This window comes from Ruegeria sp. BF8 (assembly GCF_056538625.1).
Window position 1 is genome coordinate 440298 of the sequence record NZ_JBQFTL010000001.1, and the last position, 12279, is coordinate 452576.

Sequence of the window (12279 nt, forward strand, 5' to 3'; positions counted from 1 at the left end):
GCACATGGCTCAGACGTTCAGCAGCAGGTGTTCACGCTCCCACGGCGATATCACCTGCAGGAACTCCTCGTACTCGGCGCGTTTGACGATGCTGTAGACGCGGGCGAACTCGGCGCCCAGAACCTGATGCAAGGCTTCGGCCTCGTCGAACAGATCCAGCGCGTTGCCCATGACCTGCGGGATGTCGCCGTCACCTTCGTAGGCGTCGCCATAGAACTGACGGCGCGGCCGGTCCTGATTGACCAGGCCAAGATAGCCGCAGGCCAGCGACACGGCGATGCCCAGATAGGGGTTGCAATCCATCCCGGCGATGCGGTTTTCCACCCGGCGGCTGTCGGGGCCTGACAGTGGCACGCGGATGCCCGTGGTGCGGTTGTCGCGCGCCCATTCCAGGTTGATCGGGGCGGCGTGGTCCTTGACGTAGCGCCGGTACGAGTTGACGTAGGGCGCCATCACCGCCAGCCCGGCGGGCAGGTGCAGTTGCAGACCGGCGATGAAGTTGTAGAACGCGTCCGTCTCGCCGCCCTGAGGCCCTGAGAACAGGTTCTTGCCCGTCTCCATGTCGATGATCGAGTGATGGATGTGCATGGCCGATCCCGGCTCGTCCTCGATCGGTTTGGCCATGAAGGTGGCAAAGCAGTTGTGGCGCAGCGCAGCCTCGCGGATCAGGCGTTTGAAATAAAACACCTCGTCGGCCAGCTTGACCGGGTCGCCATGGCGCAGGTTGATCTCAAGCTGACCGGCGCCGCCCTCCTGGGTGATGCCGTCGATCTCGAACCCTTGTGCCTCGGCGAAATCATAGATGTCGTCGATCACGGGGCCGAATTCATCCACGGCGGTCATGGAATAGGCCTGCCGCGCGGCAGCCGGACGGCCCGAGCGGCCCATCATCGGCTCGATCCCCTTGGCCGGGTCCACGTTGCGGGCAACCAGAAAGAACTCCATCTCGGGCGCGACAACCGGTTTCCACCCTTTGTCCTTGTACAGCTGGACCACGCGTTTCAGCACGTTGCGCGGGCTGAACGGAATCGGATCGCCGTCGCGGTCATAGGCGTCATGGATCACCTGAAGGGTCCAGTCACCGGTCCACGGTGCTGCCGAGGCCGTGCTGAAATCGGGCTTGAGGATCATGTCGCGTTCGATGAACCCATCCTCGCCCGCGGCCTCGCCCCAGTCACCAGTGATGGTTTGGTAGAAAATGCTGTCGGGTAGATGGAAATAGGCCTGCTTGGCGAATTTCGATGCCGGAACCGCCTTGCCGCGGGCAATCCCCGGCAGGTCCGAGATGATGCACTCGACCTCGTCCAGCCGGTGCCCTTCGATGTAATCCCGAGCTGCTTGTGGAAGTTGGTCTGTCCAGTCGGCCATCAGGCCCTCTCTTTCTTCAGGAACTCTGCCATGAAACGCCCGATATTGGCGTTGTCATCCGGAGCGTTCCATCGGGTTTTTGCGTCGTCCATCAGGGCGTCGGGTACCAGGCCTTTACCACGTGTCTCCATGAGGCCCTGAATGAAATCGTTGGAGTATTCGGGATGTGCCTGCACCGTCCAGATCGTGTCCCCGTAGGCAACCATCGCGTTCTTGCAGAACGCGTTGCTACCCAATAGCTGGGCGCCGTCGGGCAAGGCCGTCACCTGATCCTGGTGCCATGCGTTCAACGAAACCTTGCGCCCGTCATAGTCATACTCGGTGCGTCCGATCGCCCAACCCTTGTCGAACTTTTCAACCTTGCCTCCCAATGCCTGAGCGATGATCTGATGGCCGAAACAGACCCCGATCAACGGTTTCCGTGCCGCTTGGATCTCGCGGATCAGTTGCTCGAGCTTGGGGATCCACGGATGATCTTCGTAGGCGCCATGCCGCGAGCCGGTAATCACCCATCCATCGCAGTCGCTTGCGCTGTCGGGGAACACATCATCCACCACCGCATAGGTCACGAACTCGAAATCGTTGCCGTCCAGAAGCTGTTGAAACATCAGGTCGTAGTCGCCGAACGATCGTTCCAGCGGTTCGGGCGCGTGGCCGGTCTGCAGTATGCCGATTTTCATGAGTCACCAAATTTGATCAAATTCAATCTACCCGAGTCTCGATCCACGGGCAAGAGGATCATACGGACTCCAGATAGCTCAGCCAGTGACTGTCGGGGTCCATGTCGGCAAAGCGTGCGGATTCCTGCCTTTTCGTCATCACCATGTTGCGGATCAGATCCCCGGAGAAGATGCGCGCGATGATCGGGTCCGTCTCGAATGCCGAAATGGCCGAATCCCAGTCCCCTGCCAATTGCGGAAGCCCTTCGATCTCGTAGGCATTTCCCGTGATCGGGGGCGGGGGTTGAAGGCCGTCCTCGATGCCGATTAGAGCCGCGCCCAGAACCGCGGCCAGCATCAGATAAGGGTTGATGTCGCCGCCGGCCACGCGGTGCTCGATCCGGCGGGCAGCGGGCGCACCGCCCGGAATGCGGATTGCCGCGGTCCGGTTCTCATAGGCCCAGGCCGCGCCTGTGGGGGCATGGGCTCCGGGCACGAGCCGCGTGTAAGAATTGCCATGCGGAGCAAAGATCAGCGTGCTGCCGGGCATGGCGGCCAGACAGCCGGCGACGGCAGAGCGCAGGATTTCGGTCCCTTCACGCCCGCCATTGTCAAACACGTTGCGTCCCTGGTCATCCAGCACGGAAAAATGCACATGCATTCCGTTCCCAGCATCATCGGCATAGGGTTTGGCCATGAAGGTCGCGGTAAAGCCGTGCTTGCGGGCCAACCCACGGGTCAATGCCTTGAAAAGCCACGTATCATCGGCGCAGCGCATGGCATCCTGATGGTTCAGATTGATTTCGAACTGGCCGATACCGCTCTCTGAGATTGCCGTTTGGGCGGGAATCCCCATTTCGGCGCACCCGTCATAAAGTTCGGTGAAGAAGGCGTCGAAGGCGTCCATTTCGGCCATCGACAGCACCGCCTCGCCGCGTAGCCGACGGCCGGTGACCGGATTGTGCGGGGGCTTTGGTTGCACATCCGAGGAGTCAAGCAGCGTGAACTCCAACTCGGTCGCGGCAACAACTTTCCATCCGCGCTGGGCATAGCGCGACAGGACTGCGGCCAGCGCGTGGCGGGGGTCGCTGGCAAAGGGGGTGCCGTGATCGTCGTACAGGCACATCGGCACCAGCGCCGTGGGTGTGGTCAGCCAGGGCATCGGCACCGGGCCGCGCTCGGTCGGGCGCAGTACACCATCGGCGTCGCCGGTTTCGAACACCAGCGGGCTGCCCTCGATATCGGCGCCCCACAGATCGACGTTCAGCGCCGAAAACGGCATACGCACCGCGCCGCTGTCCAGCTTGTCGGCGTAAGACGGGGGCACGCGTTTGCCGCGCATCTGGCCGTTCAGGTCACAGGCGGCGACGCGAAATGTATGCAGGGCGGCAAGGTCCATCTGGGGCTCCGTAGCTGTGCTGCGGCAAACCTAGTCGAGCTTTACGCCCTTGTCACGATATTTGATCAAATTATCCGCAGCAGCTGTCGCCTTGCTGAATGGGCGGGCAGGCTACGGTTCCGTACGAGCAGTAGACACAGCAATCGCCCGGCTTGGGTTTCAGCACCGTGTGACAGGCGCTGCATTCATAGAACCACTGGCAGGCGTCGGTGGGCATGGTCTCGGTCTGCGCGTGGCCGCAGGCGGGGCAGGTCAGAGTGCTTTCAAGCGTTACGGGCGTGTCTGCCATGGTCTCACATCTGCTGGATCAGAAATTCGTTGATGCGGGCCTCGTTGAACACGACGACCCAGGCGAGGGCGGTCATCGCGGTGCTGGCCGCCAAGCCCCATTTCAGATGGCGCATCTTGTCGCGCCGATAGGCCACCAGCCACGCCACCGCGATAAGCACCGTCGAGGCCGCCAGAACATAGTAGCTGAGCGCCGCGATCTGACCAAAGACGGCCAGCCAATTGCCGCCAAGGCCCAGCAACATCATCGTCATCGGCAGCACGCAGCATGCGCCCACACCCAGGGCCGACAGGGATCCGGCAAAGCTGAGGCCGAGAAATCCGCGCATTTTGTTCCTCCGTCATTCAGGGGCCGCAGCATTGCCGCAGCGTGTGGGCAGAGGTATAAATCCTGTAGCCACTACAGGATCAAGCGAAACGAGGTCACATGATTGCGATCGGTGAAGCGGCCCGTCAAAGCGGCATGGGAATCGAAACCATCCGGTATTACGAGCGTAAAGGCATCGTGCCGCGCCCGGCGCGGGCGGCCAACAATCGGCGGCTGTATTCCGCGCAGGATGTGGGGCGGTTGCGGTTTCTGAAACGCTGCCGTGACCTTGGGTTTTCGCTGGGCGATGCAAAGGCCTTGTTGGACCTGTCCGAGGGCGGCGCGGCCGATTGTGCCGAGGTCAGCGCATTGGCCAAAGGTCACATGGACAGCGTCCGCCGCAAGATCGCCGAACTGCAACGGCTGGAGGCCGCCCTGGGCGAGCTGACGGCAAATTGCGCCGAAGGCTCGGTGGATTGCCCGATGCTGGGCCGGTTGCGGATGGCCTGAGTCCCGGCGCCTCAGCGCGCCAGGTTCAGGCGAAACCGAATCTTGGCCTTGCGCGCCACCGGCAGGTGCCGGTTCAGCCGCTTGTTGATCAGGCCGAACACGCCCACGATCACCAGCGTCAGCAGGATGAAATAGAACGCCAGGATCGGGTAGGGGACGAACGGGTTGAACGTCTTGTCGGCGAAATAGCTGGCATAGTACAGCGCGTCCCCGCGTTGCTGCCAGGCCGGAAAGGCCGAGAAGAAGACCAGCGTGGTGGCATGGAACAGGAAAATCGCCTCGTTCGTGTAGGCGGGCCAGGCCAACCGCAGCATGGTGGGCCACACGATCCGGCGGAAGCGGGACCAGCCGGACATACCATAGGCATCGGCGGCCTCGATATCTCCCTTGGGGATCGACCGCAGCGCGCCATAGAAGATCTCGCCCGAATAGGCGGCAGTGTTCAGGAACAGCACGATCAGCGCCCCCAGCCAGGCCGAGGTGAAGGCGTCGAACATCGGGTAGGTCTTCTTGAGCGACAGGAACAGGAAGTAGGCAAAGAAGAACTGGATGAACAGTGGTGAGCCGCGGAAGATGAAGATGAACCATTCGGAGGGTTTGCGCAGCCACTTGCGGCTGGACGCCTTGCCCAGGGCCACGGCCGTGGCCAGGAAGAACCCGGTGGCCAGCGCCATCACGCCGAAATAGATGTTCCAGATCATCCCTGAACCGATCAGGGTGAACTGTTCGCACAGGGTGAAATCGCTGCGCGGCAGCAGGCGCTCGCCAAACCCGATCGAACGCAGGCCGTAATCCTGGATGGTCTGCAGGCAGCTCATGCGGTGGTCTCCTTGCGCAGCAGCTCTCCGCCCGATGTGGCCTGACCGTGCGATAGCCGGCGCATCAGCCGTTCGAGGCCGATCTCGGAAACGCGGGTCATGCCAAGGTAGAAAACCAGCAGGAACAGGAAGTACCACATGCGCCAGTCGCCATGCGGATAGGCGGTGAATTTCGAGGTCTTGGTGCCGCCCAGCTCGCGCGCCCAATAGACGATGTCTTCGACCCCCAGAAGGAACAGCAGCGGCGTGGCCTTGATCAGCACCATCCACAGGTTCGACAGGCCGGGCAGGGCATAGACCCACATCTGCGGCACGAGAATGCGCCAGAAGGTCTGGCGGCGCGTCATGCCATAGGCCTCGGCGGTTTCAAGCTGCGCCAGCGGCACGGCGCGCATGCCGCCGAACAGCACGTTGGCGGCGAAGGCACCAAACACGATCGAGAAGGTGATGACGGCCAGGAAAAAGCCGTAGGTTTCGTGCACCCATTCCGGTGCGGTGCCCAGCGGCAGCTTGGCCTGGGGGCAGACGAGGAAATCGTTGCCCTGGCGGATCGGATCGGTCCAGTCGGGACACAGCACCTGATGTCGCATCCACTCGAACCCCTGGTCCAGGGCGATCACGAAAAACAGGAAAAACGCAATGTCGGGCACACCGCGCACGATGGCGATATAGCCCTTGCCCAGCCAACCGAGTGGCGGGACATGCGACCGCGCCGCCATGGCCCCCGCAAAGCCGAAAGCCAACGCCACCGGGGCCGTCACCGCCAGCAAGGCCAGAACCTTGATGAACGACAGGTAGAACGACCAGTGCACGCCGTTGGTCAGATAGCATGAAAACCAGCGGAACGTGCCGAGCGTGTCGGGATCAGCGCAGTAGGAAAACATGGGGCGTCTTTCGAACGTCGGGTCCGGCGCGGGCCGGGGTGGGTTCGGCGCGCGTGGCGCCGAACCGCAGGACCGGATGCTTAGTTGGTGACGACCGAGCCGTCAGGTGCGTAGGTGGCGGTGTCTTCACCAAACCACTTTTTCAGCATCTCGTTCAGGGTGCCGTCCTCTTTCATCGAGGTGATGGCGGCATCGAACTTGCCGCGCAGTTCGGCATCGCTTTCGCGCAGGCCCATGCCGACGCCACCGCCCAGCGGAACCGGATCGCCGACAAAGACCAGTTCGCCATTCGATTCCTCGACCAGCGGCACCAGGTAGTCGCGGTCGGCCAGAACGGCATCAGCCTCACCGTTGCGCACGGCGGCGATGGTTTCCTCGGGCGTCGCGAACTCAACCAGAGTTGCGCCCGACTCGGCCACGTGGCCGGCCTGGATGGTCGCGGTCTGTGCGGCGACGACGCCGCCGGTCACGTCAGCATCCGCCGAGGTTGCGACATAGGCCGAAGCGGTCGGCGGATAGTAGTCCTGGGTGAAGTCGATGACCTCATCACGCTCGGCCGTGATCGACATGCCCGCGATGATGGTGTCGTAGTTGCCCGAGACCAGGTTCGGAATGATCGAATCCCAGTCGTTCTTGACCCATTCGCATTCCAGCTGGGCGCGTTTGCACAGCTCGTCGCCGACCTCACGCTCGAAGCCGTCGATCTCGCCGGCGTCGTTGATGAAGTTGTACGGAGGATAGGCGCCCTCGGTGCCCATGCGGACCGTGTCGGCCATGGCCATACCAGCGCCAAGCGCCAGCGCTGCAGTGGTCAGAATCAGGTTTTTCATTGGTAACTCCCCTGTTTGGTTCTGTCCTGATTTTACGCCGCCTTTGTGGCGGAGAGAAAGCCCCGAAGCCTTTCGGATTCGGCAGCAGTGAAAATATCTTCGGGCGAGCCTTCTTCTTCAATCAGGCCCTGGTGCAGAAACACCACGTGGCTTGAGATGTCGGCGGCCATCTGCATGTCGTGCGTGACGATGATCATGGTGCGGCCTTCGGCGGCCAGATCCTTGATCACCTTGATCACTTCTTGTTCCAGCTCGGGATCGAGTGCCGAGGTCGGCTCGTCGAACAGCAGCGCCTCGGGCTCCATGCACAGTCCCCGCGCGATCGCGGCGCGTTGTTGCTGGCCGCCCGACAGTTGCGCGGGATAGGCGTCGCATTTGTCGCCGATGCCAACCTTGTCCAGGTATTTGCGGGCGCTGTCCTCGACCTCGTGCCGGTCACGGCCCAGCACGGTGATCGGGGCTTCCATCACGTTCTGCAAGATGGTCATGTGGGCCCAAAGGTTGAACTGCTGGAACACCATCGACAGGTTGGTACGGATGCGCAGCACCTGTTTGGGATCGGCGGGGCGGCGGTGATCGCGGGTTCCGGTCCAACGCACCGGCTCACCTTTGAACAGGATCTCGCCCTCCTGGCTGTCTTCCAGCAGGTTGCAACAGCGCAGCAGGGTGGACTTGCCCGACCCGGATGATCCGATCAGCGACACCACGTCGCCGCGATGGGCGGTGATGTCCACTCCTTTGAGGACTTCGAGATTGCCAAAGCTTTTGTGCAGGTTCTTGATCTCGATGACGGGAGTGCTGTCTGTCACGGGTCGTCCTGGTGTTGTTGATTGCGTTGGTGCGGTACTAGGGCCGAAAAACAAGAGCAATGCAATGCGCAAATGACAAGTTCAAGTCCCGAAACCTCCGATTCGGCCACGGTCAGTGGTCAAATTGGTCAGCTTTCAGGCAGCAAAGCCGCAGGCGATGGCGGGTTGGGAACGGCCAGGTAGAGATCGGCTGCAATGTCGATCAACCCGCGGATGTGCAGCGCTGCCCGATCAGCCGGGGAAAGGTCTGAAATCGCGGCGCGAACCGCGGTGGCGACCGGGACCGGATCGCGCGTGATCGCGGTGATGTAGGGCAACGCCGGGGTGGGGCGCGTGCTTTCCACCGGGCGCAGGCGCTTGCCCAGATCGGTATGCTCTTGCAGCAGCACCCATGTCAGCGCGTCCAGCGATGCGAAATCGGCATGTCCATCGGCCACGGCCTGCGCCGACAAAGCGTGTCCACCGGTTTCCAGCAGGCGCGCCGGAGCAAGGCCCAGTTCGGACAGATGCGTGACCGGGGCGGCCCAACCCGATTGGGATAGCGCCTCGTTAAAAGCAAAAAAACCGGCCGCCAGTTCAGGCAGATCGCGCGCGTCTTCAGCGCGGGCCACGAAAACCGAGCAGTAGTGTCCCCGCGGACAGCCCGGCAGGTCATAATCTGGAGTGCCGACCAGATGCACCTTGCCGTGCAGGCGCGTGCGATAAGGCATGCCGCAGGTCTGGGCAAAGACAAGGTCAGGGTCCTGCCAGATCTCCCAGAAATCGCGATCACGGGTCAGATGGTTCGGACCTTCGCCCAAATGTGCGCGAATCAAACTCCAAAAGCGATCGTTGGCCGGTTGCAAAGCGGGCATGTCGTACATGCCCAGCATCGCCGTCACGATTTGGCGGCCTTCTGCCGGGCTAGAGCTGAATCCACGTCGCTGACGCCCAGGAGGCTGACGACCAGCCGCAGCAGCGAGTCCTCGTCCTGCGAGCGCTGACCGTCAGCCAGCGCCACCGACCACAGCGCCTGAACCACGCCGAGGCGATGGTCGTACGGCACCGCATCCTTGATCGCACGGGTAAAGCGGACGGTATCAGGGGCGTCGGCCTCCAGATCTTCGGCCTGGGCGCGCAGCCCTGCGGCCTCGAACGGGGACAGGCCGTAGCGCTCGGCCAGAACCTTGTCGATGCGCGACATCTCGGTATCGGCATAGTCATCATCGGACCGGGCAAGGCGAACCAGCAGGGCGGCCAAGGCCAGCCGGGCGTCGTCATCGGTCAGTGGGTCGGGCTGCGGCTGGGTCAGCCGGGACAGGAAGGCGTTGAACATGGCCTAGATATAGCGGCCACTCAGCCCGCGTCCAAGCGGCTTTGCACCCGTTCGCGCGCGGCTTGGCTGTCATTGTAGCTGAGGCCCATTGCGATACGCGCTTCTTCGACGATCTTGATCTCGCCCTCGTCCGAATTGCCGTCGGCCAGCACAACCTCCCAAAGGGCCTCCATCGCGGCCAGACGTTCGTGCAAATCCGTCGTTTCGCGGATCAGTTTGCCGAACGTATCCGTGTCGGGGGCTGCGGCGTGCAGCTTCTCGCAGGTGGCGCGGACCTTGGCGGCTTCGATCGCGTTGTGCTGGTACAGCCGTGCCAGGATGCGGTCGATCAGGCTGATTTCCTCGATCTTGTAGTCGCGGTCGGCCTGCGCGACACGCACCAGCAAAGCGCCAAGCGCCAGTTCCGCATCAGGGTCCGGCAGCGTGGTCTGCTGAGGAGGGCGCAAAGCCTGCAGGAAGTTCTTTAGCAGTGGCATTGGGGTATCCGTATTTCTGTCACCGTGTCCGTGCTAGGCGTCATACCCTTCGATGATCACCAGATCACCGGATGAAACAGGATCGCGCAAGGCTTTAGCCTTTTGGTACAGGTCGCTTTCATAGCAGGCCAGGGCGGCCTCGTAGCTGGGAAATTCGATAACGACGGTTCGCGCCCGCGCTGCGCCTTCCCGCACCTGCCGATCTCCACCGCGGACCAGAAAACGGGCACCGTATTCGGCAAAAGCCTCGCCATTGGCAGCGATGTAGGTCTTGTAGGTCTCCATGTCGTCTACGTCGACATGGGCCACCCAGTATCCTTTGCTCACGCGGTCTGCTCCTTTTGTCCGTTCCGGCTCAAACTGAACCGGAACGCTTTGCAAAGCAAGACCAAGCCGTACAGTCCGCCTCAGACCAGACGCGACGTGTCCTTGGCCGCGCGAACGAAGTCGCGGAACAACGGGTGCGGATCGAAAGGTTTGGATTTCAGTTCCGGGTGGTACTGCACGCCGATGAACCACGGGTGATCCGACCATTCGACGATCTCGGGCAGGCGTCCGTCGGGTGACATCCCCGAGAAGTTCAAACCCGCTTTCTCAAGCTGTTCGCGATACTTGGTGTCCACCTCATAGCGGTGGCGGTGTCGTTCTTCGATCTGGGTGCTGCCATAGACCTCGGCAACTTTCGAGCCTTCGGTCAGAACCGCGTTGTAGGCACCCAGACGCATGGTGCCGCCCTTGTCGTCACCAACCTTGCGTTCGATCTTGGCGTTGCCCTGAACCCATTCCTTGAGGTGATAGACCACCGGTTCAAAGCGTTTTTTGCCGGCCTCGTGGTCGAATTCCTCGGACCCCGCGCCGGAAATGCCGGCCACGTTGCGCGCGGCCTCGATCACTGCCATCTGCATGCCCAGACAGATGCCCAGATACGGCACCTTGTGTTCGCGGGCATATTGCGCAGCCTTGATCTTGCCTTCGGTGCCGCGCTCGCCAAAACCGCCGGGCACCAGAATGGCGTGGAACCCTTCCAGATGCGGGCCGGGGTCTTCGGTGTCGAAGATCTCGGCATCGACCCACTCAACCTTGACCCGGACGCGATTGGCCATGCCGCCATGGGTCAGCGCCTCGGCGATGGACTTATAGGCGTCTTCCAGCTGGGTGTACTTTCCGACGATCGCGACCTTCACTTCGCCCTCGGCGTTGTGGATGCGGTCGCTGACGTCTTCCCACTTCGACAGGTCGGGCTTGGGCGCCGGGCTGATCTGGAATGCGTCAAGCACGGCCTGATCGAGACCTTCGCGGTGATAGGCCAGCGGCGCGTCGTAAATGGTCGAGAGATCCTGCGCGGCGATTACCGCGTCGGGGCGCACGTTGCAGAACAGGGCCAGCTTTTCGCGCTCTTTCTGCGGGATCGGTCCTTCGGAACGGCAGACCAGAATGTCGGGCGCCAGGCCGATTGAGCGCAGTTCCTTGACCGAGTGCTGGGTGGGCTTGGTCTTCAGCTCGCCAGAGGCCTTGATGTAAGGCAACAGGGTCAGGTGCATGAAAATGCACTGGCCGCGCGGTTTGTCCTGGCTGAACTGGCGGATGGCTTCAAAGAAGGGCAGGCCTTCGATGTCGCCCACGGTGCCGCCGATCTCGCACAGCATGAAATCAACCTCATCCTCGCCGATGGCGATGAAGTCCTTGATCTCGTTGGTCACGTGCGGGATCACCTGAATGGTCTTGCCCAGATAGTCGCCGCGGCGTTCCTTTTCCAGAACGTTTGAATAGATCCGCCCCGAACTGACCGAGTCGGTCTTTCGTGCGGCAACACCCGTGAAGCGCTCGTAGTGTCCCAGGTCCAGGTCGGTCTCGGCCCCGTCGTCGGTGACGAAAACCTCACCATGTTCGAACGGCGACATCGTGCCGGGATCGACATTCAGGTAGGGATCCAGCTTGCGCAGCCGAACCGAGTATCCCCGAGCCTGCAGAAGCGAACCCAGAGCAGCGGACGCCAGCCCTTTGCCCAAGGATGAAACAACACCACCAGTGATGAAAATAAATCGTGCCATGTTTCTTCGGCTGCCCCCGTGAGACGTCAACATCAACTGCCCGGCGGTTCGAAAAAACCGCAGCATCACGGGACTTCACGTATAAAGGATTCGCGCAAAAAGCGCAAGAGAACCGCAAGATGCTGTTGTGGTTCTCTTTCAGATTTCTAGGTTTTGTGGATCAGTCGGCCTGTGGGATCAGCGGCGCGTTGTCGCCCTGCGCCGGCGGCAGCAGGTCCTCGGCCGAGGGAACAGCAGGTGTGCTCTCTTCGGTCGCGTCCTGAGCCGGAACGCCAAGTCGGTCGATGACCGAGCTTCCAGCCGATTTTTCCGCGGCAAGAATCGTCAGGGTGATCGAGGTGACGATGAAGCAGGCTGCAAGGATCCAGGTCACCTTTGCCAGTGCCGTCGTTGCCGAACGTCCTGCAATGGCGCCACCACCGCCGCCACCCATGCCCAGGCCACCGCCTTCGGACCGCTGCAGCAGAACAACGGCGATCAGGCCCAAAGCCAAAAGAAGGTGGATGATGAGAACGACGTTTTCCATGGTGTTCCTGTGCGGCGTGGCGTGTATCGCCGGGTACTT

16 protein-coding genes are annotated in these 12279 nt (G+C 61.9%); 1 reads left to right on the top strand and 15 read right to left on the bottom strand.

Translation table 11 applies throughout. From position 1 onward, the window contains the following. Positions 1-9: 9 nt before the first annotated feature. The 5 genes from ACR0LD_RS02165 to ACR0LD_RS02185 all read right to left on the bottom strand — a co-directional run bounded on the left by ACR0LD_RS02165 (position 10) and on the right by ACR0LD_RS02185 (position 4043). Positions 10-1368 carry a glutamine synthetase family protein gene (locus ACR0LD_RS02165; protein WP_170366502.1) on the bottom strand — a complete coding sequence of 453 codons (1359 nt, stop codon included), beginning with the start codon at positions 1366-1368 and terminating at the stop codon, positions 10-12. Continuing rightward, on the bottom strand, positions 1368-2048 hold the full coding sequence (locus ACR0LD_RS02170; protein ID WP_170435029.1) for a type 1 glutamine amidotransferase: 681 nt from the start codon (positions 2046-2048) through the stop codon (positions 1368-1370). Before ACR0LD_RS02170 ends, ACR0LD_RS02165 begins: the two co-directional genes overlap by 1 nt. A 58-nt stretch (positions 2049-2106) precedes the next feature. Further along, the gene (locus ACR0LD_RS02175) at positions 2107-3426 is read right to left on the bottom strand and encodes a glutamine synthetase family protein (RefSeq protein ID WP_170368724.1); all 1320 of its coding nucleotides are present in this window, start codon (positions 3424-3426) and stop codon (positions 2107-2109) included. A 70-nt stretch (positions 3427-3496) separates the two neighbouring features. Continuing rightward, positions 3497-3715 (bottom strand): GDCCVxC domain-containing (seleno)protein, encoded by a 219-nt coding sequence (locus tag ACR0LD_RS02180; RefSeq protein ID WP_480635515.1) that lies wholly within the window; start codon positions 3713-3715, stop codon positions 3497-3499. 4 nt (positions 3716-3719) lie between these two features. Continuing rightward, complete coding sequence (locus ACR0LD_RS02185; RefSeq protein ID WP_170443229.1) at positions 3720-4043, bottom strand: hypothetical protein; 324 nt, start codon at positions 4041-4043, stop codon at positions 3720-3722. Positions 4044-4141: 98 nt separating this feature from the next. Between ACR0LD_RS02185 and ACR0LD_RS02190 the strand changes: the two genes are divergently transcribed. Further along, positions 4142-4531, top strand: a complete 390-nt coding sequence (locus tag ACR0LD_RS02190) for a MerR family transcriptional regulator (RefSeq protein WP_480635516.1) — start codon at positions 4142-4144, stop codon at positions 4529-4531. Positions 4532-4542: 11 nt separating this feature from the next. Here ACR0LD_RS02190 and ACR0LD_RS02195 read toward each other — a convergent pair whose 3' ends face one another. The 10 genes from ACR0LD_RS02195 to secG form a co-directional block, all read right to left on the bottom strand. Continuing rightward, positions 4543-5349 carry an ABC transporter permease gene (locus ACR0LD_RS02195; RefSeq protein ID WP_170366496.1) on the bottom strand — a complete coding sequence of 269 codons (807 nt, stop codon included), beginning with the start codon at positions 5347-5349 and terminating at the stop codon, positions 4543-4545. After that, positions 5346-6233, bottom strand: a complete 888-nt coding sequence (locus tag ACR0LD_RS02200; protein WP_170358530.1) for an ABC transporter permease — start codon at positions 6231-6233, stop codon at positions 5346-5348. Before ACR0LD_RS02200 ends, ACR0LD_RS02195 begins: the two co-directional genes overlap by 4 nt. 80 nt (positions 6234-6313) lie before the next feature. Then, the gene (locus tag ACR0LD_RS02205; protein ID WP_093962541.1) at positions 6314-7063 is read right to left on the bottom strand and encodes a transporter substrate-binding domain-containing protein; all 750 of its coding nucleotides are present in this window, start codon (positions 7061-7063) and stop codon (positions 6314-6316) included. A gap of 32 nt (positions 7064-7095) precedes the next feature. Beyond that, entirely contained in the window at positions 7096-7872 is a 777-nt protein-coding gene (locus ACR0LD_RS02210) for an ABC transporter ATP-binding protein (RefSeq protein ID WP_093962540.1), read from the bottom strand. 128 nt (positions 7873-8000) lie between these two features. Continuing rightward, complete coding sequence (locus ACR0LD_RS02215; protein WP_170366772.1) at positions 8001-8744, bottom strand: phosphate/phosphite/phosphonate ABC transporter substrate-binding protein; 744 nt, start codon at positions 8742-8744, stop codon at positions 8001-8003. A gap of 5 nt (positions 8745-8749) precedes the next feature. Next, on the bottom strand, positions 8750-9187 hold the full coding sequence (locus ACR0LD_RS02220) for a tellurite resistance TerB family protein (protein ID WP_480635517.1): 438 nt from the start codon (positions 9185-9187) through the stop codon (positions 8750-8752). A gap of 20 nt (positions 9188-9207) precedes the next feature. Further along, entirely contained in the window at positions 9208-9657 is a 450-nt protein-coding gene (locus ACR0LD_RS02225) for a tellurite resistance TerB family protein (protein ID WP_170340012.1), read from the bottom strand. Positions 9658-9696: 39 nt separating this feature from the next. After that, positions 9697-9990, bottom strand: a complete 294-nt coding sequence (locus tag ACR0LD_RS02230; protein WP_170363112.1) for a DUF1330 domain-containing protein — start codon at positions 9988-9990, stop codon at positions 9697-9699. Between the two features lie 80 nt (positions 9991-10070). Then, positions 10071-11714, bottom strand: coding sequence for a CTP synthase (locus tag ACR0LD_RS02235; RefSeq protein ID WP_093963011.1), 1644 nt, complete (start codon positions 11712-11714; stop codon positions 10071-10073). Between the two features lie 160 nt (positions 11715-11874). Next, positions 11875-12240: a preprotein translocase subunit SecG gene (secG, locus tag ACR0LD_RS02240; RefSeq protein ID WP_093962537.1), complete on the bottom strand. Its 366-nt coding sequence runs from the start codon at positions 12238-12240 to the stop codon at positions 11875-11877. Positions 12241-12279 lie beyond the last annotated feature (39 nt).

Bases quoted from the DNA above. Each gene is read 5' to 3' on its own strand.
- ACR0LD_RS02180 (WP_480635515.1), bottom strand. From the start codon at position 3,715: ATGGCAGACACGCCCGTAACGCTTGAAAGCACTCTGACCTGCCCCGCC.
- ACR0LD_RS02200 (WP_170358530.1), bottom strand. From the start codon at position 6,233: ATGTTTTCCTACTGCGCTGATCCCGACACGCTCGGCACGTTCCGCTGG.
- ACR0LD_RS02195 (WP_170366496.1), bottom strand. From the start codon at position 5,349: ATGAGCTGCCTGCAGACCATCCAGGATTACGGCCTGCGTTCGATCGGG.
- ACR0LD_RS02215 (WP_170366772.1), bottom strand. From the start codon at position 8,744: ATGCTGGGCATGTACGACATGCCCGCTTTGCAACCGGCCAACGATCGC.
- ACR0LD_RS02185 (WP_170443229.1), bottom strand. From the start codon at position 4,043: ATGCGCGGATTTCTCGGCCTCAGCTTTGCCGGATCCCTGTCGGCCCTG.
- ACR0LD_RS02165 (WP_170366502.1), bottom strand. From the start codon at position 1,368: ATGGCCGACTGGACAGACCAACTTCCACAAGCAGCTCGGGATTACATC.
- ACR0LD_RS02190 (WP_480635516.1), top strand. From the start codon at position 4,142: ATGATTGCGATCGGTGAAGCGGCCCGTCAAAGCGGCATGGGAATCGAA.
- secG (WP_093962537.1), bottom strand. From the start codon at position 12,240: ATGGAAAACGTCGTTCTCATCATCCACCTTCTTTTGGCTTTGGGCCTG.
- ACR0LD_RS02220 (WP_480635517.1), bottom strand. From the start codon at position 9,187: ATGTTCAACGCCTTCCTGTCCCGGCTGACCCAGCCGCAGCCCGACCCA.
- ACR0LD_RS02235 (WP_093963011.1), bottom strand. From the start codon at position 11,714: ATGGCACGATTTATTTTCATCACTGGTGGTGTTGTTTCATCCTTGGGC.
- ACR0LD_RS02170 (WP_170435029.1), bottom strand. From the start codon at position 2,048: ATGAAAATCGGCATACTGCAGACCGGCCACGCGCCCGAACCGCTGGAA.
- ACR0LD_RS02175 (WP_170368724.1), bottom strand. From the start codon at position 3,426: ATGGACCTTGCCGCCCTGCATACATTTCGCGTCGCCGCCTGTGACCTG.
- ACR0LD_RS02205 (WP_093962541.1), bottom strand. From the start codon at position 7,063: ATGAAAAACCTGATTCTGACCACTGCAGCGCTGGCGCTTGGCGCTGGT.